Annotated in this window: 14 protein-coding genes, 2 tRNA genes, 3 rRNA genes and 3 pseudogenes; 17 read left to right on the forward strand and 5 right to left on the reverse strand. The window is 44.8% G+C overall.

The features are described from left to right. Positions 1–328 precede the first annotated feature (328 nt). Positions 329–1316, reverse strand: a pseudogene (locus tag ACMAZD_RS01970) (DUF481 domain-containing protein). A gap of 70 nt (positions 1317–1386) precedes the next feature. Between ACMAZD_RS01970 and ACMAZD_RS01975 the strand changes: the two are divergent. Together ACMAZD_RS01975 and alr are read left to right on the forward strand one after the other, a co-directional pair. Then, positions 1387–2778, forward strand: a complete 1392-nt coding sequence (locus tag ACMAZD_RS01975) for a replicative DNA helicase (RefSeq protein WP_435248372.1) — start codon at positions 1387–1389, stop codon at positions 2776–2778. Between the two features lie 4 nt (positions 2779–2782). After that, entirely contained in the window at positions 2783–3868 is a 1086-nt protein-coding gene (alr, locus tag ACMAZD_RS01980) for an alanine racemase (RefSeq protein ID WP_435248373.1), read from the forward strand. A gap of 157 nt (positions 3869–4025) precedes the next feature. Here alr and ACMAZD_RS01985 read toward each other — a convergent pair whose 3' ends face one another. Then, a complete protein-coding gene (locus ACMAZD_RS01985) occupies positions 4026–4445 on the reverse strand; it encodes a secondary thiamine-phosphate synthase enzyme YjbQ (protein WP_435248374.1) in 420 nt (139 codons plus the stop codon). Positions 4446–4771: 326 nt separating this feature from the next. Here ACMAZD_RS01985 and pgi point away from each other — a divergent pair, with 326 nt between their 5' ends. Further along, a complete protein-coding gene (gene pgi, locus ACMAZD_RS01990; protein WP_435248375.1) occupies positions 4772–6424 on the forward strand; it encodes a glucose-6-phosphate isomerase in 1653 nt (550 codons plus the stop codon). A gap of 141 nt (positions 6425–6565) precedes the next feature. Here the strand turns inward: pgi and ACMAZD_RS01995 are convergent, their stop codons facing one another. Together ACMAZD_RS01995 and zur are read right to left on the reverse strand one after the other, a co-directional pair. Continuing rightward, positions 6566–7027 carry a chemotaxis protein CheX gene (locus ACMAZD_RS01995; RefSeq protein ID WP_435248376.1) on the reverse strand — a complete coding sequence of 154 codons (462 nt, stop codon included), beginning with the start codon at positions 7025–7027 and terminating at the stop codon, positions 6566–6568. A 17-nt stretch (positions 7028–7044) separates the two neighbouring features. Then, positions 7045–7503 carry a zinc uptake transcriptional repressor Zur gene (gene zur / locus ACMAZD_RS02000; protein WP_435248377.1) on the reverse strand — a complete coding sequence of 153 codons (459 nt, stop codon included), beginning with the start codon at positions 7501–7503 and terminating at the stop codon, positions 7045–7047. Between the two features lie 678 nt (positions 7504–8181). On the opposite strand from zur, the gene ACMAZD_RS02005 reads away from it, so the two are divergent. Both ACMAZD_RS02005 and ACMAZD_RS02010 read left to right on the forward strand, forming a co-directional pair. Further along, the gene (locus tag ACMAZD_RS02005) at positions 8182–8661 is read left to right on the forward strand and encodes a hypothetical protein (protein WP_435248378.1); all 480 of its coding nucleotides are present in this window, start codon (positions 8182–8184) and stop codon (positions 8659–8661) included. Positions 8662–8804: 143 nt separating this feature from the next. Continuing rightward, positions 8805–8998: pseudogene (locus tag ACMAZD_RS02010) on the forward strand (hypothetical protein). Here ACMAZD_RS02010 and ACMAZD_RS02015 read toward each other — a convergent pair. Next, positions 8991–9731 (reverse strand): annotated as a pseudogene (locus ACMAZD_RS02015) (site-specific integrase). The pseudogenes ACMAZD_RS02010 and ACMAZD_RS02015 overlap by 8 nt on opposite strands. 110 nt (positions 9732–9841) lie before the next feature. On the opposite strand from ACMAZD_RS02015, the gene dusA reads away from it, so the two are divergent. The 12 genes from dusA to rrf all read left to right on the forward strand — a co-directional run bounded on the left by dusA (position 9842) and on the right by rrf (position 22998). Next, positions 9842–10843 carry a tRNA dihydrouridine(20/20a) synthase DusA gene (gene dusA, locus ACMAZD_RS02020; RefSeq protein WP_435248379.1) on the forward strand — a complete coding sequence of 334 codons (1002 nt, stop codon included), beginning with the start codon at positions 9842–9844 and terminating at the stop codon, positions 10841–10843. 248 nt (positions 10844–11091) lie between these two features. Then, a complete protein-coding gene (gene pspG / locus ACMAZD_RS02025) occupies positions 11092–11313 on the forward strand; it encodes an envelope stress response protein PspG (protein WP_435248380.1) in 222 nt (73 codons plus the stop codon). A gap of 135 nt (positions 11314–11448) precedes the next feature. Then, positions 11449–12120: a TIGR04219 family outer membrane beta-barrel protein gene (locus tag ACMAZD_RS02030; protein WP_435248381.1), complete on the forward strand. Its 672-nt coding sequence runs from the start codon at positions 11449–11451 to the stop codon at positions 12118–12120. Between the two features lie 201 nt (positions 12121–12321). Next, complete coding sequence (locus ACMAZD_RS02035; RefSeq protein ID WP_435248382.1) at positions 12322–12552, forward strand: hypothetical protein; 231 nt, start codon at positions 12322–12324, stop codon at positions 12550–12552. Positions 12553–12674: 122 nt separating this feature from the next. After that, positions 12675–14540: an assimilatory sulfite reductase (NADPH) flavoprotein subunit gene (locus ACMAZD_RS02040; protein ID WP_435248383.1), complete on the forward strand. Its 1866-nt coding sequence runs from the start codon at positions 12675–12677 to the stop codon at positions 14538–14540. Continuing rightward, positions 14540–16267, forward strand: a complete 1728-nt coding sequence (gene cysI / locus ACMAZD_RS02045) for an assimilatory sulfite reductase (NADPH) hemoprotein subunit (RefSeq protein WP_248395496.1) — start codon at positions 14540–14542, stop codon at positions 16265–16267. The genes ACMAZD_RS02040 and cysI overlap by 1 nt, the downstream gene beginning before the upstream one ends. Next, on the forward strand, positions 16260–17036 hold the full coding sequence (locus ACMAZD_RS02050) for a phosphoadenylyl-sulfate reductase (protein ID WP_435248384.1): 777 nt from the start codon (positions 16260–16262) through the stop codon (positions 17034–17036). The genes cysI and ACMAZD_RS02050 overlap by 8 nt, the downstream gene beginning before the upstream one ends. Positions 17037–17734: 698 nt before the next feature. Then, positions 17735–19289: ribosomal RNA gene (locus ACMAZD_RS02055) — 16S ribosomal RNA — on the forward strand. A gap of 66 nt (positions 19290–19355) precedes the next feature. Then, positions 19356–19432 (forward strand) — tRNA-Ile (locus ACMAZD_RS02060). A 21-nt stretch (positions 19433–19453) separates the two neighbouring features. Next, positions 19454–19529: transfer RNA gene (locus ACMAZD_RS02065), tRNA-Ala, on the forward strand. Positions 19530–19843: 314 nt separating this feature from the next. Further along, a 23S ribosomal RNA gene (locus ACMAZD_RS02070) occupies positions 19844–22736 on the forward strand. Positions 22737–22882: 146 nt separating this feature from the next. Beyond that, a 5S ribosomal RNA gene (rrf, locus tag ACMAZD_RS02075) occupies positions 22883–22998 on the forward strand. Together the 16S, 23S and 5S rRNA genes with 2 tRNA genes alongside form the textbook arrangement of a ribosomal RNA operon. Positions 22999–23393: the final 395 nt, after the last annotated feature.

Raw genomic sequence — 23393 nt, forward strand, 5'->3', positions numbered from 1 at the left:
TGGTGTTTTTTTATGTCTGCGCTTTCTCATTGAACGTCATGATCAAAGATGTTTAAAGGTGATACTAACGCTCTTTAAAGAGTCATCATTAGGCCAAGGTTTGGTGTAACTTCCGCCCCAAGCTAAGCTGTTGAGAGTGCTATACTAATCACAGCTATACCAACCACAGCAAGTAAGTGATCAAAAATAGCGTAGGGAAAGGCTTGAGAACAAGGCCGCTCTTTCGACAAGAAGTTTCGATAAGTAGTTATTCTACAATCAAAAATTCTAACTCAATTATCGAGTTATTTAGCAAGCCTGGGTGACCAGTTATTGACTACGATTGGTATTAGAATGTGAATAATAGGCTAATAGACATGACGGAATCTTCTTGGCTTAAGCCTTCCGGTACCTTGTCGTGGTATTGACGGGAGTGAGCAAGTTTGAGTGCTATGCTGTCGGTAATATTATTGATGACTTCTAAATCGGTATCAAAGTTCAAGTTACTATGACCAGACACGAGTGTTACATCGGCTTTGAGTAGTAAATTTGGTAAGACTTGCCATGACGTATTCACGTTGCTACGGAAAATCGCTTCTTCAACCACTTCTGGGAAGATGATGTCGTCACTGTCGATCTCATCGAGGTTTGGCTCTTGGTAACGAAAGCCCGGGCCTACTTCGACTTCCAACACAAACCCTTCGGTATTAGAGAACTGATAACCCAAACCACTAGAAACGGTATAGTCCTTAAAATAAGCGCTATAACGTGAGTCGATACCTTTGAAGCTACCGTAGAGGTAGGTTTTTGGGCTTAACTTGTAGTCACTCTGAGCTGAGTAAGTCGATTGTCTTTTATCTTCTTCACCATCTTTGTAGAGGTTGTAGTATTTCCATTCGCCACTGGTTCTATGACGGCCAGCCGTATACTCACCGTTAAGGCGCGCGTTGAGAGAGCGTGAATCCGAATTACCACTATGCGACTGATATCCAAATTCGACTTCAGTCTTTAGCGGGTTAGGCAGTTCTGTGTCACTCGTATCACTCGGTGCGATATTCATATCTTTTTCGGGTGTTGGGGCAACGACGACCGGCTCAGCAGCAGGTTCTGGTACGACTATCGAGTCGAGAATTGCATCAACAGAGGCTTTAGCATCATCCGCTAAGGCCAACGGAGTGCTCAGAAGACCAATACTCAGAATACCAGTGCTCAGAGCCAATGATTTGGACACGCATACCTCTAGTTATACAGTGAATGAATGGAAGGATCGTAATGCTACCCTTGGTTAATTCAGTCAGCAATAGGTAAATTCTTACTGAAGAATAAAACAATCCCAGAGGATTGCATTACAAATGCATGTTCTTGGGTATAATGAACGATCATTATTAGTTATTGAGTGTAGTCATAGTGGATACCAGAAGTCAGAAATCAGCCAACGATCAGGTGGACGCCATCAAAGTCCCACCACATTCATTAGAAGCTGAGCAATCTGTTATTGGCGGTTTGTTGCTGGACAACGAACGCTGGGATACGGTTTCAGAAAAAGTCGTGAGCAAGGACTTTTACAGTCGCCCTCATCGTCTGATCTTCGAAGCAGTAAAAGATATCCTTGAAGAAAGTGCTCCTCTGGATCTTATTACACTCTCTGAACATTTAGAGTTGCGCGAGCAACTTGAAGAAGTCGGTGGCTTTGCATACCTTGCTGACCTAGCGAAAAACACCCCAAGTGCCGCAAACATTAATGCGTATGCTGATATCGTGGCGCAGCGTGCACTCGTTCGTAGCCTAATTGGTGTGGCGAATGAGATTGCCGATTCTGGTTACGATCCTCAAGGCCGTACATCGGAAGAGCTTGTTGATCTGGCTGAGAGTAAGGTCTTTGCGATTGCAGAAGGTCGAGCAAGTGAAAACGAAGGCCCACAAAACGTTGATAGCATTCTAGAGAAGACTCTGGAACGTATCGAAATCCTATATAAAACGCCACAAGATGGTGTGACTGGTGTCGACACTGGATTCAACGACCTCAATAAGAAAACAGCAGGCCTACAGGGTTCTGACTTAATCATTGTTGCTGCGCGTCCATCGATGGGTAAAACCACCTTTGCGATGAACTTATGTGAAAACGCGGCGATGAAACAAGATAAGCCGGTTTTGATCTTCTCTCTTGAGATGCCAGCCGAACAGCTGATGATGCGTATGCTGGCGTCACTTTCTCGTGTCGACCAAACCAAGATTCGTACTGGTCAATTGGATGATGAAGATTGGGCGCGTATTTCATCGAGTATGGGTATTCTGATGGATAAGAAGAATATGTATATCGATGATAGCTCGGGCTTAACACCAACAGAGGTGCGTTCGCGTGCTCGACGTATCGCTCGTGAGCATGATGGTATCTCTATGATCATGATAGATTACCTTCAATTGATGCGTGTACCTTCATTGTCTGAAAACCGTACGTTAGAGATCGCTGAAATTTCGCGTTCCCTAAAAGCCCTTGCGAAAGAATTGAACGTGCCGGTTGTTGCACTTTCTCAGCTTAACCGTTCCCTAGAGCAACGTGCTGATAAGCGTCCAGTAAACTCGGATTTACGTGAATCAGGTTCTATTGAGCAAGATGCCGATTTGATCATGTTTATCTATCGTGATGAAGTTTATAACCCAGACAGTTCACTGAAAGGCATCGCAGAGATCATCCTTGGTAAGCAACGTAACGGTCCTATCGGTTCGGTTCGTCTGACATTCCAAGGTCAACACTCCCGATTTGATAACTATGCAGGTCCTGCATTTGATGATGAGTAAGTTAATGTCTTATATGAAAGCAGCGACAGCGAGCATTGACCTCGGTGCATTGGAATACAACCTTCAACTGATTAAGTCTAAAGCACCTAACTGTAAAGTGATGTCGGTTGTGAAGGCGAATGGCTACGGTCATGGTCTATTGCACATCGCTAAGCATTCTAAGAACTCTGACGCCTTCGGTGTCGCTCGTATTGAAGAAGCCTTACAACTGCGTGCTGGTGGCATTGTTCAACCGGTTTTATTGTTAGAAGGTTTTTACTCTTCGGGTGATTTGCCAATATTAGTGACCAACAACATCCAAACTGTGGTGCACTGTGAAGAACAGCTTAGCGCTCTAGAAAATTCAGTTCTTGAATCACCCGTTGTGGTGTGGCTGAAAGTTGATAGTGGCATGCATCGCTTGGGCGTCCGTTCTGAACAATATCAAGACTTCGTTGAGCGTCTGCATCAATGTCCTAATGTGGCTAAGCCTTTGCGCTATATGAGCCACTTTGGTTGTGCTGATGAGTTAGATAAAGCAACCACAGAGCAACAGACTGAATTATTCCTGTCTTTGACGGAAGGCTGTGAAGGTGAACGCTCTCTTGCTAACTCTGCAGGTTTGCTTGCGTGGCCGGATAGTCACTTAGATTGGGTGCGACCTGGCATCATCTCTTATGGCGTGTCACCGTTTATAGATAAGACTGCTCAAGAGCTGGGTTTTAAGCCGGTGATGACCCTGACTTCTCACTTGATTGCCGTTCGCGATTTAAAAGCCGGCGAAAGCGTTGGCTATGGCGGTAACTGGACCAGTGAACGTGATACCAAGGTTGGTGTAATCGCAATTGGTTATGGCGATGGTTATCCTCGCACCGCGCCGAACGGCACTCCAGTATTCGTCAATGGTCGAAAAGCACCGATTGCAGGCCGTGTCTCCATGGACATGCTAACGGTAGACCTTGGACCTGATGCTGTAGATCAAGTGGGTGATGAAGCGACGCTATGGGGTAAAGACTTACCTTCGGAAGAAGTAGCGGAACATATTGGTACTATCGCTTATGAGCTCGTTACTAAGCTGACTTCGCGTGTTGCGATGGAATACGTGGAGTAACTTGGTTAGGCAGCACCCCTCACTTTTGATGCTTTAGTATCATGATAAACTAGCCTTTCTAAGCTAAGACTTATCTGCTCAATTTTCTATTACTCGAGGGGACGAATTTCTGTGTCCCCCCCTTTTTATTTCTCTACTGTCAGTTTTTTACGATGAGCTACTCTCCTTGGATAGTGGCGATCACAGTCCGGCTTCCACCACAATCTCGGTGCTCACCTAAGTAAATGCCCTGCCATGTTCCTAAAGCTAAACGACCATTAGTGATGGGTATTGTCACACTGGTGCCAAGTGTTGATGCTTTAATGTGAGCCGGCATATCATCATCGCCTTCATAAGTGTGTCTGTAGTAAGGAGCTCGCTCGGGTACAAACTGATTAAAGTGCGATTCCATATCGGAACGAACGGTAGGATCAGCGTTCTCATTTAGCGTGAGACTGGCAGAGGTATGTTGAATAAAGAGATGTAATAAACCAACAGATAGAGAGTTGATATCGTATATCTGTTGTTCAATTTCATCAGTAATGAGATGGAATCCACGCTTTCGTGCATTTAGGTGTATAGTCTTCTGAATCCACATACGCCATCCTTTATAATGTATTTGGAAAAAAAGTGGTTTAACGCTATCTTTTGAACTTGAATTTATCAGGTATCGCTCACATTTAATTATGTTAGAGCGAGAGTCTGTACAGATTCTTCTATCAGGAAATCTAATCCTGATTTATCTCAAGGTACAGCTCTTCATATGCGGCATTATACGTCGTGAAAAAAAATTACAAAGAATCTTTCAGTGGTGACGCGGTTTGGTCATCACAGAAAAATATAAACTTTCGCCTAATCGGGGGTTCTATTCATCACTTAAGTGACGTTTAGAATAAAACCTACAGTAACATCGGGATAGATACCATGTTGAAAAATATCAACCCAACGCAAACACAAGCGTGGAAAGCGCTAACGGCACATTTTGAGTCTGCTCAAGATATGGATATGAAAGAGCTATTTGCTCAAGATGCAAAGCGTTTCGAGCGCTTTTCTACTCGTTTCGGTTCTGACATCTTAGTGGATTACTCTAAGAATCTCGTTGACGCTGAAACGATGCAGCACTTATTTGCTCTTGCAAACGAGACTGAAGTTAAGTCTGCAATTGAAGCGATGTTCGGTGGTGATGCAATCAACAAAACTGAAGGTCGTTCAGTTCTTCATACTGCTCTACGTAACCGCAGCGACAAGCCAGTAATGGTTGATGGCAAAGACGTAATGCCTGCTGTTAACGCTGTACTAGCAAAAATGGAACTGTTCACGCACCGCATCGTTTTTGGTGAGTGGAAAGGTTACACAGGTAAAGAGATCACTGATGTAGTCAACATCGGTATCGGCGGTTCGGACCTTGGTCCATACATGGTGACTGAAGCACTAACGCCATACAAAACTCGCCTAAACATGCACTTTGTTTCTAACGTAGATGGCACTCACATTGTTGAGACTCTTAAGCCTCTAAACCCAGAAACTACGCTGTTCCTAGTGGCATCTAAAACATTCACTACTCAAGAAACAATGACGAATGCACACTCTGCACGTGATTGGTTCTTGGCTGAAGCGGGTGATTCTGCACACGTTGCTAAACACTTCGCAGCACTATCAACAAACGCAGCTTCAGTGGCTGAATTTGGTATTGATACTGACAACATGTTCGAATTCTGGGATTGGGTGGGTGGTCGTTACTCACTGTGGTCTGCGATCGGCCTTTCTATCTCACTGTCTGTTGGCTTCGATAACTTCGTAGAGCTATTAGATGGCGCTCACGAGATGGATAACCACTTTGCTTCAACTGAGTTTGAAAGCAATATCCCAGTTATCCTTGCGCTTATCGGCATTTGGTACAATAACTTCCACGGCGCTGAGTCAGAAGCAATCCTACCTTACGATCAATATATGCACCGCTTTGCTGCTTACTTCCAGCAAGGTAACATGGAATCGAACGGTAAGTTTGTAGACCGTGAAGGCAACCCGGTAGAGTACCAAACCGGTCCTATCATCTGGGGTGAACCTGGTACAAACGGTCAGCACGCTTTCTACCAACTGATTCACCAAGGTACTAAGCTGATCCCATCTGACTTCATCGCGCCTGCAATCAGCCACAACCCAGCCTCTGATCACCACCAGAAGCTGATGTCTAACTTCTTTGCTCAAACTGAAGCATTAGCATTCGGTAAGACAAAAGAGACAGTAGAAGCTGAATTCCTAGCGGCGGGTAAAACAGCAGAAGAAGCAGCGGAGCTTGCTCCTTTCAAAGTATTTGAAGGCAACCGTCCAACGAACTCAATTCTTGTTAAGCAAATGACTCCTCGCACTTTAGGTAACCTAATCGCGATGTACGAGCACAAGATCTTTGTTCAAGGCGTTATCTGGAACATCTTCAGCTTCGACCAATGGGGCGTAGAACTTGGTAAGCAGTTAGCAAACCAAATTCTTCCTGAGCTTGCGGATGATGCTCAAGTAACCTCTCACGATAGCTCAACGAACGGTCTAATCAACGCATTTAAAGCGCTGAAAGCTTAAGACTGTTTAAGTAACATTAAGTCATAAATGTAAAACGCCAACCTTTCGGTTGGCGTTTTTTATGTCCGTTGATCTTGCGGTAATAAAAAAGGCTGACGCATGCACGTCAGCCTTTTGTGTTTTTATGTATGGCGGCTGTCTCTATTCGAAACAGATCTCGATGAAGGCATTACCCCATTGAGATGAGAAAGGCATAATAATGATTGCGCCGTCACACTTGTGACGAATCGTGTGGCCTTTGCCAGAAACAACAATAGGCGTTGCCATATCGAAATCAAATCCGCTTTCTGCAAGAATACGTTTTGCGCCGCCCGTCACCATGTTGGTGATTTCACCCACCATATCGGTCACTTCTTCGTTTAAGCCATTTGGTCGTTCACCGAGCATGTTTTCCATGATTTGTAGGGCAAGACCTTCATCAAAGGTGATCGACATTGAACCACGAGATCGTGTACCCACCATACCAATTAGGCCGGACACATCACCACGAGCTATTTCATCTTTCTTAACTCTCGGCTTTTGTGGCTTCAATTCTAGAGAAGCCATCGTTTTTAGCACATTCATTAAAGAAGCTAAAAACGGGTTTACAAATTCAGCGCGCATAATGTTCTTCTATAATCTTATTCTTTTATGTCAGAGGAGCAGGCTTGGCATACGCCATGAGATTCAATAACGTGATTCGTCAATTGAAAACCGTGCTTCTCCGCGTTGTTTGCGAGTTGGGTGACAAGAGCATCGTCTTGTAGCTCTATTACTGTCCCACATTTATCGCAAATTAAGAGCTGCGAAAAGTGTTGGTTTGCATTGCATGAACAGCAACATATGAAGCTGTTAGTTGACTCAACTCGATGAATGAAACCTTGTTCCAACAAAAAATCTAAAGCGCGATAAACTGTAGGCGGTTTGGCTTGCGGTTCACTCGGCTTTAATTGCTCTAACAATTCATAAGCACTGGAGGCTTTTTTATTAGAGAGGATGAGCTCAAACACACGCTTTCTCTGAGGTGTTAATCTAATGCCTCGTGATGCGCATATCCCTTCAACTTGCTCTATCAATGTTTGGTCCAAATTTTTCACCATTCAATCGGACATCCCTAATCAAATCCTATTTCTAGGTTACTGCGTTTTGAGAGCCAATGATTTTTATTAAAGTCAGGTACAGAGCGTATTGTGACCTACGACTTTGAATAAGACAAGGTAACTCAAAATGACATTGTGACTCAAGGCATAACTGATTAATGAAGCTGAATTAGAGATCCGGTGAATGTTTTTGACAATCTTCGCATTTGTGAGACGACGGAATACATCGCTTTAATATGATAGAGGTCACTAGATCGAGGAGCTTGTTAGACATCAGAAGCGTTGAATGGGGGAAAGCGCGCTAACCCACCTCAAACGTTCACTTTCAGAAACGGTCATGCATAGAATTGACGCCTTTTTAGTGGGTCGTATGATAAAATTTAGAACATCCCACAAAGGAGACTTGAAGGGACAGGGATACATACCATTGTCCCTGATTTAGGGCTGGCAGTACATCCGAAGAGAAAGATTAAAAGAGGAGAGTAGTCATATCTTCATGGTCAGTTAAGGGGCGCTATTATGAGTGGAATGAATGCCTATTGTTGTTTCATTATCATGTTACCTGCTTTAAAAAGAGGCTAGGGCCTACACAAACAAATTGTAACAACTGCAATTTGATTTCGTCATGGTTACCCTTATTATGCACTTCAATTGAACGGTGTTTTATTGGGGTAATTTATGAAAAAGGCACTCTTTGCTTTGTTGTTTCTACCGTGCTTATCGCATGCAAAAAATTCAGACTATATTGTGGGCGCGGGGTTAAGTGCTGATAACAATCATATACTAGGGGCAAGCAAAGAAACCTATGTGGTGAGAGGCGGGGTTATCACGAACGATACTCACCGATTTTTAGGAACCTTTACATATTCGGATGAGAGCAAGCTATCGAAATATCTTGGATCATACGATTATATGTATGGTTTAGGGGCGAGTGGCAGGTTGAATACTTTCATCGGCTTAAGTGCGGGTTATAAGTACCAAAACATCGATACGCACAATAACAAGGGTTTTTACGTTGTCGGAGGTCAGGCTGGGGTGAACTACTTATTCACATCGTCGGTATCTACGGAATTAGGTTATCGAATATTGAATGGCAGTACACAAGAAGATGAGTGGATGAAAGATGAATTGTATCTGACACTCGACTACCGATTCTAGATTTGTCGCCGCTGATGCGATGATTTTAATGTGAGAAGTCGGCCTTCTGATTTCTCACCCCTTCGCTCGTGGCGATCAGTAATGAATCACAGCGAAGGGCCTTATTTACAATCCTTCCGGATTTAAAGTATCGACATTGCCCCATCTTCTCCTTTGACCAACCATCCACTAAAAAGGGGTTAGCGCTACTTGGCGCGAGAGCAGCTTTGGTAGCTGGTCACCCTTAACTTATCACTGCGAGTGTATCGGCAGACGGTGTTCAATTCGGTGACATTATTGGCGCAAGTGCCCAATAGTATTTGGCCTATGGGAAACCCTACGCAATGAGTTTAAGTAAATGGCAGAGTATAAACTTGCCACAAAATGTTTAGGTTTCTATGCCCTGTTACCTGTGCTACTTCTTCAATCGAATAACCTTTCTCAAACAACCGACTTGCTCCCTCTCTTCGTAAGTCGTGATATCTCAAGTCTTCAATACCTAACTCGTTTCTCACTCTTTGAAAGCCCGCGCTAACACTTCGTGAGTTGTACGGGAAAATAAGCTCACCCTTGTCTGGTTGTTTTAGTGCGATCTCGAATGATTCACCAAGTAACGGAACAATCATGTGATTGCCCTCTTTCTTCCTTGGGTCTTTTCTATCTCTGACGAGTATCGTTTTATGTTCTTGGTTGAGGTCTTCCCAGCGCAGTTTGCAGACTTCACCTATTCGCATACAAGTAAGAATGCTGAATTCTAGAATGTCAGTGAATGGGATTCGAGTTTTGCCGTTTGGTCTGAACGATTCACGTTGTTCTAGCCCAAGCTTTAGGCGCTTTAGTTCTTCGGAAGTTGGGCGACGTGTTCGTTTCTGGCTTTACTGACTAATCCCATATCAATAAGAACAGGTAAGGCTTCATCAAGGTTTTCTAGTTCAAGAACACGCTTGTTTGCATAGGTTCTGGCGCGTTCTTTTTCCTGAATTTTTTCGATTCCCTGTGTATAATCGCCGAATTATTTTTGACTACAATGTCCACTGTGAAGCGTGATTCACCGCTTTGAAGTGTTCTTTTTTAATGCTAAATGATGCCATTCGTCCGACGCCATCGATACGTACTCTATGCGTACTGAACGGGTGAGTTTGCGGCAGAACTAGTGAGTTTCTGTATATATATGCAGTGTATAGATTTTGAGTAACGCTTTATGAAACCTGACAATACCAGTAAATACGCGGCTAACCGCTTATCCGTTGCACCCATGTTGGATTGGACTGACCGCCACTGTCGTTACTTTCACCGATTGCTCTCGCAGCAGACGCTTCTGTACACGGAAATGATCACAACGGGTGCGATCTTACATGGTAAGGGCGACTTTCTAGAATATAACGAGCAAGAACATCCCCTTGCTCTTCAACTTGGTGGTTCAAACCCGGTTGATTTGGCGGCGTGTGCCAAGCTGGCGGGTGAACGTGGCTATGATGAAATCAACCTCAATGTCGGTTGCCCTTCTGACCGAGTTCAGAATGGTCGCTTTGGTGCGTGCCTAATGGCTGAGCCTGAGCTGGTGGCAGATTGCGTATCGGCGATGAAAGAAGTCACTGATATTCCAATTACCGTGAAAACGCGTATTGGTATCGACGACCAAGACTCTTATGAGTTCTTAACTCAGTTTGTTTCGACGGTGTCTGAAAAAGGTGGCTGTGAGCAATTTACTATTCATGCGCGTAAAGCATGGTTGAGTGGCCTTAGCCCGAAAGAGAACCGAGAGATTCCACCGTTAGATTACGATCGTGCATACCAAATCAAGAAAGATTTCTCTGATCTTGTGATTGCCGTGAATGGTGGCATTACGACACTTGAGCAAACTAAAGAGCACTTGCAACACCTGGATGGTGTGATGATCGGTCGTGAGGCTTACCATAGCCCGTTTATCTTGGCTGAGGTCGATCAGCAGATCTTTGGTTTAGACACGCCAATCAAGAAGCGCTCACAGGTTGTTGAAGAAATGTACCCGTACATTGAGCGTGAGCTTTCAAAGGGTGCAAGCTTAGGTCATATCTCTCGTCATATGCTTGGTTTGTTCCAAAGCATGCCGGGCGCAAGACAGTGGCGTCGTTACATCAGTGAAAACGCGCATAAGAAAGGCGCGGGCATTGAGGTGGTGCAAACAGCATTGGCTAAGATCCCTAAAGAGCTAAACGTATAACCTCCCTCGAGGTTAAAAGTTCGAGCTTAAACCCAAGCTTAAAAACCTAAGCTTAAAAACCTAAGGTTAAATTCGCCACTAGAGGCTAAATTTACCATAGACAGTTTCTTTAAAAGCCACGCATTTAGATGTGTGGCTTTTTATTTATCTGATAAGTAAGGACTTTATTGGCTTTAGCATACTTGGTATGGAAGCTGCAATGTTAGAAAGTAGGAAAGATAGGTCATTAACTCATTAGGGAGACCATTATGTTTGAATTCATCTTTGTTCTTATTTTTGTTGCCACTCTACTTGTCACTGGTATTACGTTTATGACGGTATTGGCTGCAACCGGAGTCGCGTTAGCAGTCATGTTGGTCTTAGGTATGATGGGCGTCGTGTTTAAGTTGCTGCCTTGGTTAATCGTGATTGCATTGGGTATCTGGTTTTTCAAAAACGTTGTACACAGTTCTAACCAAAGACGTTACTAAGGTCATGGTGTCGTCAAATTTTTACTCGTCAGCGGTTTATCGTTTGAGAATTTATGATGTGTGCTAGAATTTTCCCCAATAATCTATGAATGTGCATACAATTAGCACAACGATATGGAATTGGAGCTATCTCAAATGAATAAAATGCCATTAATTGCTTTAGTGGGAATGCTATCTTTAAGCTCGGCAGTATCTGCTGAAGGAGAGTTTTCTTACACGACTAAAGTCGGTGCCGATATGTGGTGGGGAAGTACCAAGCTAAACGAAGCTAGACAAGATGATGACGCTAACTCACCTTCGTTGTATCTCGCATTTGAGCACAATGCCCCAATGCTGCCAAACGCTAGTTTTCGCTATACTTCTATCGATGCGGATTCATTGGCCTTTGATAAGTACGACTACACCTTCTATTACACATTGTTAGATCACAAGCTGATGAACTTTGATGCAGGTCTGACGTTTACTCAGTATTCAAAATCTAACTACATCGAACCAAAAGCGACGAGTGGGAAAACATCAACGTTTGATGAATTCACGTGGAGTTTCTACGGTAACGCAGAGATCAATGTGCCTGATACCAACTTCGATATCATTGGTACGATGGAGTTTGGTGATAGCAGTGGCATCAAGAGCACTGACTTGATGGCGGGTGTTCAATACCGAATCCCGGTATCAGACTCTGAAATTGCCTTGCGTGGTGGTTACCGTGTTATCGACTTAGATTCGGATGAGTTCTTTAGCTCGGAACTAGGCAAGAGCTTTGTTATGGTAGATGGCTGGTTTGCTGGCGCTGAAGTGCGCTTCTAGGCTATTCAAGCTCATTTAGAACGAATTTTAAGAACGCCACTTTATTAAGTGGCGTTTTTTTATATCTATTGGTTACTTGGGTATATATCTTTCTGGAATGAGTTAGCATATTCATCACTTTCGACCATCCTTTATACAGAGACCGAATTAGCGTCTATTCTTATAAGGTCTATATTGTGAGGTCAAAGCAAGGGATGAAATATGACACTCAATGAATTACGAAATTTGTATCGAGAAAATCTGTTAGTTGAAGCGGTTATTGAGCCCTCGATTCAAGAAGGGACTTGGGTTGTCGAGTTTCGTCATATGGGAGGAGGCTTTGTTTTGCTCACCGATGTTCATGGTGAAGAGTGTCATTACGCTGATCTAGACGTGGCATCGAAGTCGGCAATGGCGGTTGGCTTTCAACAAGTACGGATTGAAAACCAATAATCAATTTAGTGTTCAATCGTTTTTTACTTCCAAAAAGTTATAAAACATACGTTTCTATTCTTTCTAGTTATTAAAGGGAGTGGTTAATCTATTGTCACGCAATGATTAGGGATGTCGTGACCATGTCTTTAAATAAGAAAGAGTCTTCACAAAATAATAATGCACAGTCTGGAACTAATGAGTTACCTGGGCTAGCAGCTCCACTTAATGACCAACAACTGGGTCATCTTCAACACACTGTTTCTGAATTATCTTCTCAGCAACTGGCATGGGTCAGTGGTTATCTTTGGGGCGTGAGCCAAGCTCAGCCTGTGGGTGCTGCTGCACCTATCGCTCAAGCGGCCGCGACAGTAGCGGCTAAACCTGCGGGCAAGCTAAGTATTATCTTTGCTTCTCAAACAGGTAATGCGAAAGGCGTCGCTGAATCGCTTGAGGCAGAAGCTAAAGCCTTAGGGATTGCTGTCGAGCTTTTCGATGCAAGTGATTATAAAGGTAAGAATCTAGCCAAAGAGACACACGTCATTTTTGTGGCTTCAACGAATGGTGAGGGCGAAGCCCCTGATAACGCTATTGAGTTGCATGAATTCCTACAATCAAAGAAAGCGCCAAAGCTAGCAAACCTACAATACGGTGTGATCGGTTTGGGTGACTCAAGCTATGAGTTCTTCTGCCAAACCGCCAAAGACTTCGATAACTTTCTTGCTAAGCTTGGTGCTAAATCATTTGTCGAGCGCCTTGATTGTGATGTTGATTACGAAGAACTGGCAACAGATTGGCGTGCTAAAGCGCTAGAGCAAGTAAAAGAGACGCTATCGACAGGCACTGAAGCCGATGTGGTTCAATTGCCAGTAGGTCAAGCGGCAGACGGTCATTCGCAATACACCAAACAAAAGCCATACACCGCGACACTATTGAAGAGTCAAAAGATCACCGGTCGTGATTCGGGCAAAGATGTTCGTCATATCGAGATTGATCTTGATGAGTCGGGTATTACTTACCAACCGGGTGATGCGCTCGGTGTGTGGTATGAAAACAGCTCAGAGCTTGCAAACCAGATCCTGTCTAAGGTTGGGTTATCTGGTATTGAAAGTGTTGATGTCGACGGTGAAAACTTATCTGTCCACAGCGCACTCGTCAGTAAATTCGAGATTACCTCTTCAAATCCTCAATTTGTGACTAAGTTTGCTGAGTTATCGGGTAGTAAGAAGCTAATCAAGCTGGTGGAAGATAAAGACAAGCTTCGTGAATATGCCGGTAATACACAAATTGTCGATGTACTAGCTGAAAAGAAAACCAAGCTATCGGCTTATGATTTGTTAGGTCTATTACGTAAGCTGACTCCACGTCTTTACTCTATTGCATCAAGCCAAGAAGAAGTGGGTGAAGAAGTTCATTTAACGGTTGGTCTGGTTGAGTACCAAAAAGGTGAAGAGTCTCGTTTAGGTGGGGCATCAAGTTTCCTAGCTCAACGCCTTGAAGAAGGTGGCGAAATTAAGGTGTTTGTTGAGAACAACAATAATTTCAAACTCCCACAAGACGACAACACACCAATCATCATGGTTGGCCCAGGTACTGGCATCGCACCGTTCCGCAGTTTTGTTCAAGAGCGAGAAAACAATGACGCTCAAGGTAAGAGCTGGTTGTTCTTTGGTGACCGAACTTTCACTCAAGATTTCTTATATCAAGTTGAATGGCAGAAGTACCTTAAGTCTGGTGCGCTAACCAAGCTTGATGTTGCCTTTAGTCGTGACCAAAAAGAAAAGGTTTATGTTCAAGATCGCTTAATCGAACAAGCAGATCAGGTTTGGCAATGGCTTCAAGAGGGCGCGTACCTCTATGTATGTGGCGATGCGACTCGAATGGCGAAAGATGTTCATGAAGCGTTAGTTACAATTGCGGAAAAACAGGGCAATCAGAGCCGCGAGCAAGCTGAACAATATATTAATGATTTACGTAAAGCGAAACGTTACCAAAGGGATGTGTACTAATGAGCAAGCAAGTAATCGAGCAAGAAGTGCTAGGTCAAGTACTGGGACCTTTGGCTGATAACGAACGTCTCAAGCGTGAAAGTAAAAATCTTCGCGGTACGATTGAACAAGATCTTCAAGATAGAATTACGGGTGGTTTCACTGCTGATAATTTTCAGTTGATCCGCTTCCACGGTATGTATCAGCAAGATGACCGTGATATTCGTAATGAACGTACCAAGCAAAAGCTAGAACCTTTACATAATGTCATGCTGCGTGCGCGTATGCCTGGCGGGATCATCACTCCGAAGCAGTGGCTCGCGATTGATAAATTCGCAGATGAAAGCACCTCTTATGGTTCTATCCGTCTCACAACTCGTCAAACTTTCCAGTTTCACGGTGTGTTGAAGCCGAACATTAAGTTAATGCATCAAACACTAAACAGTATTGGTATTGATTCGATCGCTACCGCAGGTGACGTAAACCGAAATGTTTTGTGTACGACAAACCCGGTTGAGTCTGAGCTGCACCAAGAAGCTTATGAGTGGGCGAAAAAGATCAGTGAGCATCTATTACCTAAGACTCGTGCTTATGCAGAAATCTGGTTAGATGGTGAAAAGCTAGCAACAACGGACGAAGAACCTATCTTAGGTAGCAACTACTTACCGCGTAAGTTCAAGACGACGGTTGTAATTCCTCCGCAAAATGACGTAGATGTTCATGCTAACGATCTTAACTTTGTCGCGATTGCTAAAGACGGAAAGCTGGTGGGCTTTAACGTGTTAGTCGGTGGCGGTCTAGCGATGACGCACGGCGATACCTCTACTTATGCGCGTAAAGCTGACGACTTCGGTTTTGTATCGTTAGAGAAAACGTTAGATGTTGCTGCAGCCGTTGTGACGACTCAGCGTGATTGGGGTAACCGTTCGAACCGTAAGAACGCAAAAACCAAATACACGCTAGACCGTGTTGGTATTGATGTATTTAAAGCAGAAGTAGAAAAACGTGCAGGCGTTGAGTTTTCTGAAAGCCGACCTTATGAGTTTACTGGTCGTGGCGATCGTATTGGTTGGGCAGAAGGCATTGATGGTAAGCACCACTTAGCGTTATTCATCGAGAATGGTCGTTTACTTGATTTTCCGGGGAAGGCTCTGAAAACTGGTGTTGCTGAAATAGCGAAGATCCACAAAGGTGACTTCCGAATGACAGCGAACCAAAACCTAATTGTTGCAGGTGTACCTAAGAGCCAAAAGGCAAAAATTGAAAAGCTGGCACGTCAATACGGTCTGATGGATGATGCCGTTTCCGAGCAGCGTAAAAACTCAATGGCGTGTGTGGCGTTCCCAACGTGTCCTTTAGCAATGGCAGAAGCTGAGCGTTTTCTTCCTGAGTTTGTAACGGATGTTGAAGACATTCTGAAGAAACACGGATTACCAGAAGAAGATAATATCATCCTTCGTATCACAGGTTGTCCAAATGGCTGTGGTCGTGCAATGTTGGCTGAACTTGGTTTAGTCGGCAAGGCTCCAGGGCGTTACAACATGCACTTAGGTGGCAACAAAGCCGGAACTCGTATCCCGAAGATGTATAAAGAGAACATCACGTCAGCTCAGATTTTAGAAGAGATTGATTCGCTGGTAGGACGTTGGGCTACGGAACGTAACGACAATGAAGGGTTCGGTGATTTTACAATCCGAGCTGGCATCATCGAAGAGGTGATCATTTCAAAGAGGGATCTGCATGCATAATTCTGTCGCTTCAAAACTGAAGTTAGCAGAGCTACTCGCATTGACTAAGACGGAGCAAATACTTCGTCTTAGTCAAATTAATGCTGAGTTAGAGCAGCTAACCGCATTAAAAAGAGTTAAGTGGGCACTAGAACATTTAGAAGGGACACATGTTGTGTCTTCTAGTTTCGGAATCCAAGCGGCATTGATGCTTCACTTAGTGACTCAAGCTAAACCCGATATTCCAGTTATTCTTACGGACACTGGGTATCTATTTCCGGAAACGTATCGATTTATCGATGAGTTAAGTCAGAAGTTGACTCTAAACCTTCAAGTCTTTCGTTCTCAGCAGAGCCCTAATTGGCAAGAAGCGCAATATGGCAAACTTTGGGATCAAGGTATAGAAGGGATAGAGAAGTACAACAAGCTTAATAAAGTTGAACCGATGAGAAGAGCACTAGATGAACTAGAGGCTGGTACTTGGTTTTCTGGGTTGAGAAGAGAGCAATCTCAATCGCGTGCAAACTTAGCTATCTTATCTATCCAAAATGGTGTGTTTAAGTTCTTGCCAGTAATTGATTGGACAAATAAAGATGTTCATTATTACTTAGAAGAGCATGGTCTCAGTTACCACCCACTTCGCGAGCAGGGGTACCTTTCTGTTGGAGATACTCATACAACGAAGAAGTGGGAACCGGGTATGACTGAAGAGGAAACTCGTTTTAATGGGCTGAAACGCGAATGTGGTCTCCATGAAGATGATGGAGAGCAATATGGTTCTGGGATTTAGACTCATTGCTATTTAAAAAGCTGCCATTAGGCAGCTTTTTTATTTTCTAGGGGATAAGATTAGAGCGATTGTGGATAAGTCTGTGGTTATTATGTAGTTACTTTGTAGTTAAAGTTGCACAAATAAGGCTTTGAGTGTTTATTCATCATCTAATCGTTATTTTTGCACTTTTCGGTAATAAACACTTGCCAATGTAAGGAACATCTCTATAATGCCGCCTCACTGACACGGTAGACGCCACAAGGCTTCAGCGAAGAATGTTAGTAAGGCAACTAGCTTTAAGTGATTATTCGCTCCTACTTTTAGAAAGTAGAAATTAATTTTCAAAAGTGTTTGACACTGAGAATTAAAACGCTAGAATAGCCGCCTCTTCTGAAGTGATTTAGGTCACAACGAAGAGAAGCTCTTTAACAATTTAAACCTATCAATCTGTGTGGGCACTCGTTGATGAATATCAAAGCGTTTTATCGTTAGATAAAACAGATTCTTCGGAATCAAAATTGATTTCAATGAACTGAGTGACCAATACGTTTAACTACTTGTAGTTATTCGGCACAGTCAATTCATTACCATTCTTTTCCTATTTATTTAAGAAGAGAGGGGTAATAGCTTTAAAATTACATTCTTTATTTATAAAGAATAGTTTTGAAGTCAGTATTCGTTGAGTCACACCTATTAATTTAGGTAATCAAAACTTTAAATTGAAGAGTTTGATCATGGCTCAGATTGAACGCTGGCGGCAGGCCTAACACATGCAAGTCGAGCGGAAACGACACTAACAATCCTTCGGGTGCGTTAATGGGCGTCGAGCGGCGGACGGGTGAGTAATGCCTAGGAAATTGCCTTGATGTGGGGGATAACCATTGGAAACGATGGCTAATACCGCATAATGCCTACGGGCCAAAGAGGGGGACCTTCGGGCCTCTCGCGTCAAGATATGCCTAGGTGGGATTAGCTAGTTGGTGAGGTAATGGCTCACCAAGGCGACGATCCCTAGCTGGTCTGAGAGGATGATCAGCCACACTGGAACTGAGACACGGTCCAGACTCCTACGGGAGGCAGCAGTGGGGAATATTGCACAATGGGCGAAAGCCTGATGCAGCCATGCCGCGTGTATGAAGAAGGCCTTCGGGTTGTAAAGTACTTTCAGTTGTGAGGAAGGGGGTAGTGTTAATAGCGCTATTTCTTGACGTTAGCAACAGAAGAAGCACCGGCTAACTCCGTGCCAGCAGCCGCGGTAATACGGAGGGTGCGAGCGTTAATCGGAATTACTGGGCGTAAAGCGCATGCAGGTGGTTCATTAAGTCAGATGTGAAAGCCCGGGGCTCAACCTCGGAACTGCATTTGAAACTGGTGAACTAGAGTGCTGTAGAGGGGGGTAGAATTTCAGGTGTAGCGGTGAAATGCGTAGAGATCTGAAGGAATACCAGTGGCGAAGGCGGCCCCCTGGACAGACACTGACACTCAGATGCGAAAGCGTGGGGAGCAAACAGGATTAGATACCCTGGTAGTCCACGCCGTAAACGATGTCTACTTGGAGGTTGTGGCCTTGAGCCGTGGCTTTCGGAGCTAACGCGTTAAGTAGACCGCCTGGGGAGTACGGTCGCAAGATTAAAACTCAAATGAATTGACGGGGGCCCGCACAAGCGGTGGAGCATGTGGTTTAATTCGATGCAACGCGAAGAACCTTACCTACTCTTGACATCCAGAGAAGCCAGCGGAGACGCAGGTGTGCCTTCGGGAGCTCTGAGACAGGTGCTGCATGGCTGTCGTCAGCTCGTGTTGTGAAATGTTGGGTTAAGTCCCGCAACGAGCGCAACCCTTATCCTTGTTTGCCAGCACGTAATGGTGGGAACTCCAGGGAGACTGCCGGTGATAAACCGGAGGAAGGTGGGGACGACGTCAAGTCATCATGGCCCTTACGAGTAGGGCTACACACGTGCTACAATGGCGCATACAGAGGGCAGCAAGCTAGCGATAGTGAGCGAATCCCAAAAAGTGCGTCGTAGTCCGGATTGGAGTCTGCAACTCGACTCCATGAAGTCGGAATCGCTAGTAATCGTGAATCAGAATGTCACGGTGAATACGTTCCCGGGCCTTGTACACACCGCCCGTCACACCATGGGAGTGGGCTGCAAAAGAAGTGGGTAGTTTAACCTTTCGGGGAGGACGCTCACCACTTTGTGGTTCATGACTGGGGTGAAGTCGTAACAAGGTAGCCCTAGGGGAACCTGGGGCTGGATCACCTCCTTATACGAAGATACCACGATGAGTGTCCACACAGATTGATTAGGTTTAGAAAGTAAAAGAGACGATATTGGGTCTGTAGCTCAGCTGGTTAGAGCGCTCGCCTGATAAGCGGGAGGTCGGTGGTTCGAGTCCACTCAGACCCACCAATATCGACTGGATACCTAGATGGGGCTATAGCTCAGCTGGGAGAGCGCCTGCCTTGCACGCAGGAGGTCTGCGGTTCGATCCCGCATAGCTCCACCATCTTTAAGGGTTTTCCCTAAGAATCTTTAAAAATGGTTTCGAAAGAAATCACGCTCTTTAACAATTTGGAAAGCTGACTGATTTGATTACTTACGAGTAATTCAAATCAAATTTAAAAGTTCTCAATGTTTATCTGCTCTTATTTATTAAGAACAGTATAAACACAACAAACACATTCAAGTGTCTTGTATTCGAATCAAACTTAGTTTGATTCACAATTGAGTCCGGCAAACAGTCATTGAGAATTAACCCTTCTTAATGACAACCAAAAACCTTGGTTAGTTGCCATACACTAAGACCCTTTCGGGTTGTATGGTTAAGTGACTAAGCGTACACGGTGGATGCCTTGGCAGTCAGAGGCGATGAAAGACGTAATAACTTGCGATAAGCCCAGATTAGGTAGTAATAACCTTTTGAGTCTGGGATTTCTGAATGGGGAAACCCACGTGCATAAGCACGTATCCTGTTGTGAATACATAGCAACAGGAGGCAAACCGGGGGAACTGAAACATCTAAGTACCCCGAGGAAGAGAAATCAACCGAGATTCCGAAAGTAGCGGCGAGCGAAATTGGATTAGCCCTTAAGCTTTTAATGATGCAGGTGAAGCCTCTGGAAAGTGGCGCAATAAAGGGTGATAGCCCCGTAACCGACACATCATAATCAGTGAAATCGAGTAGGGCGGGACACGTGATATCCTGTCTGAATATGGAGGGACCATCCTCCAAGGCTAAATACTACTGACTGACCGATAGTGAACCAGTACCGTGAGGGAAAGGCGAAAAGAACCCCTGTGAGGGGAGTGAAATAGAACCTGAAACCGTGTACGTACAAGCAGTAGGAGCACCTTCGTGGTGTGACTGCGTACCTTTTGTATAATGGGTCAGCGACTTAATTTTAGTAGCAAGGTTAACCGTTTAGGGGAGCCGTAGGGAAACCGAGTCTTAACTGGGCGTACAGTTGCTAGGATTAGACCCGAAACCAGGTGATCTAGCCATGGGCAGGTTGAAGGTTGAGTAACATCAACTGGAGGACCGAACCGACTAATGTTGAAAAATTAGCGGATGACTTGTGGCTAGGGGTGAAAGGCCAATCAAACTTGGAGATAGCTGGTTCTCCCCGAAAGCTATTTAGGTAGCGCCTCGGACGAATACTACTGGGGGTAGAGCACTGTTAAGGCTAGGGGGTCATCCCGACTTACCAACCCTTTGCAAACTCCGAATACCAGTAAGTACTATCCGGGAGACACACGGCGGGTGCTAACGTCCGTCGTGGAGAGGGAAACAACCCAGACCGCCAGCTAAGGTCCCAAAGTATAGCTAAGTGGGAAACGATGTGGGAAGGCTCAGACAGCCAGGATGTTGGCTTAGAAGCAGCCATCATTTAAAGAAAGCGTAATAGCTCACTGGTCGAGTCGGCCTGCGCGGAAGATGTAACGGGGCTAAGCTATACACCGAAGCTGCGGCTACGTACCTTAGGGTATGTGGGGTAGGGGAGCGTTCTGTAAGCCGTTGAAGGTGGTCTGTAAGGGCTGCTGGAGGTATCAGAAGTGCGAATGCTGACATGAGTAACGATAAAGGGAGTGAAAAACTCCCTCGCCGGAAGACCAAGGGTTCCTGTCCAACGTTAATCGGGGCAGGGTAAGTCGACTCCTAAGGCGAGGCCGAAAGGCGTAGTCGATGGGAAACGGGTTAATATTCCCGTACTTCTTACAATTGCGATGGGGGGACGGAGAAGGCTAGGTGGGCCTGGCGACGGTTGTCCAGGTTCAAGTATGTAGGCGGAAAGTTTAGGTAAATCCGGACTTTCTTAACGCTGAGATACGATGTCGAGCTACTACGGTAGTGAAGTCATTGATGCCATGCTTCCAGGAAAAGCCTCTAAGCTTCAGATTGTAAGGAATCGTACCCCAAACCGACACAGGTGGTCGGGTAGAGAATACCAAGGCGCTTGAGAGAACTCGGGTGAAGGAACTAGGCAAAATGGTACCGTAACTTCGGGAGAAGGTACGCTCTTATCAGTGAAGTCCCTTGCGGATGGAGCAGACGAGAGTCGCAGATACCAGGTGGCTGCAACTGTTTATTAAAAACACAGCACTGTGCAAAATCGTAAGATGACGTATACGGTGTGACGCCTGCCCGGTGCCGGAAGGTTAATTGATGGGGTTAGACTTCGGTCGAAGCTCTTGATCGAAGCCCCGGTAAACGGCGGCCGTAACTATAACGGTCCTAAGGTAGCGAAATTCCTTGTCGGGTAAGTTCCGACCTGCACGAATGGCGTAATGATGGCCACGCTGTCTCCACCCGAGACTCAGTGAAATTGAAATCGCTGTGAAGATGCAGTGTACCCGCGGCTAGACGGAAAGACCCCGTGAACCTTTACTACAGCTTGGCACTGAACATTGAACCTACATGTGTAGGATAGGTGGGAGACTATGAAATTACGTCGCTAGATGTGATGGAGTCGTCCTTGAAATACCACCCTTGTAGTTTTGATGTTCTAACGTTGGCCCCTGAATCGGGGTTACGGACAGTGCCTGGTGGGTAGTTTGACTGGGGCGGTCTCCTCCCAAAGAGTAACGGAGGAGCACGAAGGTGGGCTAAACACGGTTGGACATCGTGTGGTTAGTGCAATGGCATAAGCCCGCTTGACTGCGAGAATGACAATTCGAGCAGGTGCGAAAGCAGGTCATAGTGATCCGGTGGTTCTGAATGGAAGGGCCATCGCTCAACGGATAAAAGGTACTCCGGGGATAACAGGCTGATACCGCCCAAGAGTTCATATCGACGGCGGTGTTTGGCACCTCGATGTCGGCTCATCACATCCTGGGGCTGAAGTCGGTCCCAAGGGTATGGCTGTTCGCCATTTAAAGTGGTACGCGAGCTGGGTTTAGAACGTCGTGAGACAGTTCGGTCCCTATCTGCCGTGGGCGTTGGAAAATTGAAAGGGGCTGCTCCTAGTACGAGAGGACCGGAGTGGACGAACCTCTGGTGTTCGGGTTGTCATGCCAATGGCATTGCCCGGTAGCTAAGTTCGGAATCGATAACCGCTGAAAGCATCTAAGCGGGAAGCGAGCCTTGAGATGAGTTTTCCCTGGCACTATAAGTGTCCTAAAGGGTTGTCGTAGACTACGACGTTGATAGGCAGGGTGTGTAAGTGCTGCGAGGCATTGAGCTAACCTGTACTAATTGCCCGTGAGGCTTAACCATACAACACTCAAGGGGTTTTGTGGACTCAAATACAGACCTTGAATGCGTTTGAAGAGATACAACTTTTATTGCTCTATTGAATAGAGAACAGCTTTCCAGATTATTTTGCCTTCAGTTTTTAAAAACTGAAAGTAAAGCAAAATTTGCTTGGCGACCATAGCATTGTGGACCCACCTGATTCCATGCCGAACTCAGAAGTGAAACACAATAGCGCCGATGGTAGTGTGGGGCTTCCCCATGTGAGAGTAGGACATCGCCAGGCTCCAAATTTAGTTTCACTTTTTAAAAGTGAAGACAAAAGTTCGACTTTGTCTATTGAATAGACAAGTCACCATAAAGTTCTAAATAAACTTAGAGTTTTATGTTGACTTAAAAAGTCAATCGCGTATTATACGCATCCGCTTCGACGCTAAAGCGTTGAAAGCAAAGCTCTTTAACAATTTAAACCTATCAATCTGTGTGGGCACTCTTTGATGAATATCAAAACGTTTTATCTTTAGATAAAACAGATTCTTCGGAATCAAATGATTTCAATGAACTGAGTGACCAATACGTTTAACTACTTGTAGTTAATCGGCACAGTCAATTCATTACCATTCTGTTCCTATTTATTTAAGAAGAGAGGGGTAATAGCTTTAAAATTACACTCTTTATTTA

The sequence above is a fragment of the Vibrio sp. nBUS_14 genome (assembly GCF_051201655.1).
GTDB lineage: Bacteria > Pseudomonadota > Gammaproteobacteria > Enterobacterales > Vibrionaceae > Vibrio.

What these genes read in the sequence shown, in the direction of transcription:
- ACMAZD_RS02050 (WP_435248384.1), top strand. Translation starts at nt 16,260, where the DNA reads ATGCATAATTCTGTCGCTTCAAAACTGAAGTTAGCAGAGCTACTCGCA.
- pspG (WP_435248380.1), top strand. Translation starts at nt 11,092, where the DNA reads ATGTTTGAATTCATCTTTGTTCTTATTTTTGTTGCCACTCTACTTGTC.
- ACMAZD_RS01985 (WP_435248374.1), bottom strand. Translation starts at nt 4,445, where the DNA reads ATGTGGATTCAGAAGACTATACACCTAAATGCACGAAAGCGTGGATTC.
- ACMAZD_RS02030 (WP_435248381.1), top strand. Translation starts at nt 11,449, where the DNA reads ATGAATAAAATGCCATTAATTGCTTTAGTGGGAATGCTATCTTTAAGC.
- ACMAZD_RS02035 (WP_435248382.1), top strand. Translation starts at nt 12,322, where the DNA reads ATGACACTCAATGAATTACGAAATTTGTATCGAGAAAATCTGTTAGTT.
- cysI (WP_248395496.1), top strand. Translation starts at nt 14,540, where the DNA reads ATGAGCAAGCAAGTAATCGAGCAAGAAGTGCTAGGTCAAGTACTGGGA.
- ACMAZD_RS01995 (WP_435248376.1), bottom strand. Translation starts at nt 7,027, where the DNA reads ATGCGCGCTGAATTTGTAAACCCGTTTTTAGCTTCTTTAATGAATGTG.
- zur (WP_435248377.1), bottom strand. Translation starts at nt 7,503, where the DNA reads ATGGTGAAAAATTTGGACCAAACATTGATAGAGCAAGTTGAAGGGATA.
- ACMAZD_RS02040 (WP_435248383.1), top strand. Translation starts at nt 12,675, where the DNA reads ATGTCTTTAAATAAGAAAGAGTCTTCACAAAATAATAATGCACAGTCT.
- ACMAZD_RS02005 (WP_435248378.1), top strand. Translation starts at nt 8,182, where the DNA reads ATGAAAAAGGCACTCTTTGCTTTGTTGTTTCTACCGTGCTTATCGCAT.
- pgi (WP_435248375.1), top strand. Translation starts at nt 4,772, where the DNA reads ATGTTGAAAAATATCAACCCAACGCAAACACAAGCGTGGAAAGCGCTA.
- dusA (WP_435248379.1), top strand. Translation starts at nt 9,842, where the DNA reads ATGAAACCTGACAATACCAGTAAATACGCGGCTAACCGCTTATCCGTT.
- alr (WP_435248373.1), top strand. Translation starts at nt 2,783, where the DNA reads ATGTCTTATATGAAAGCAGCGACAGCGAGCATTGACCTCGGTGCATTG.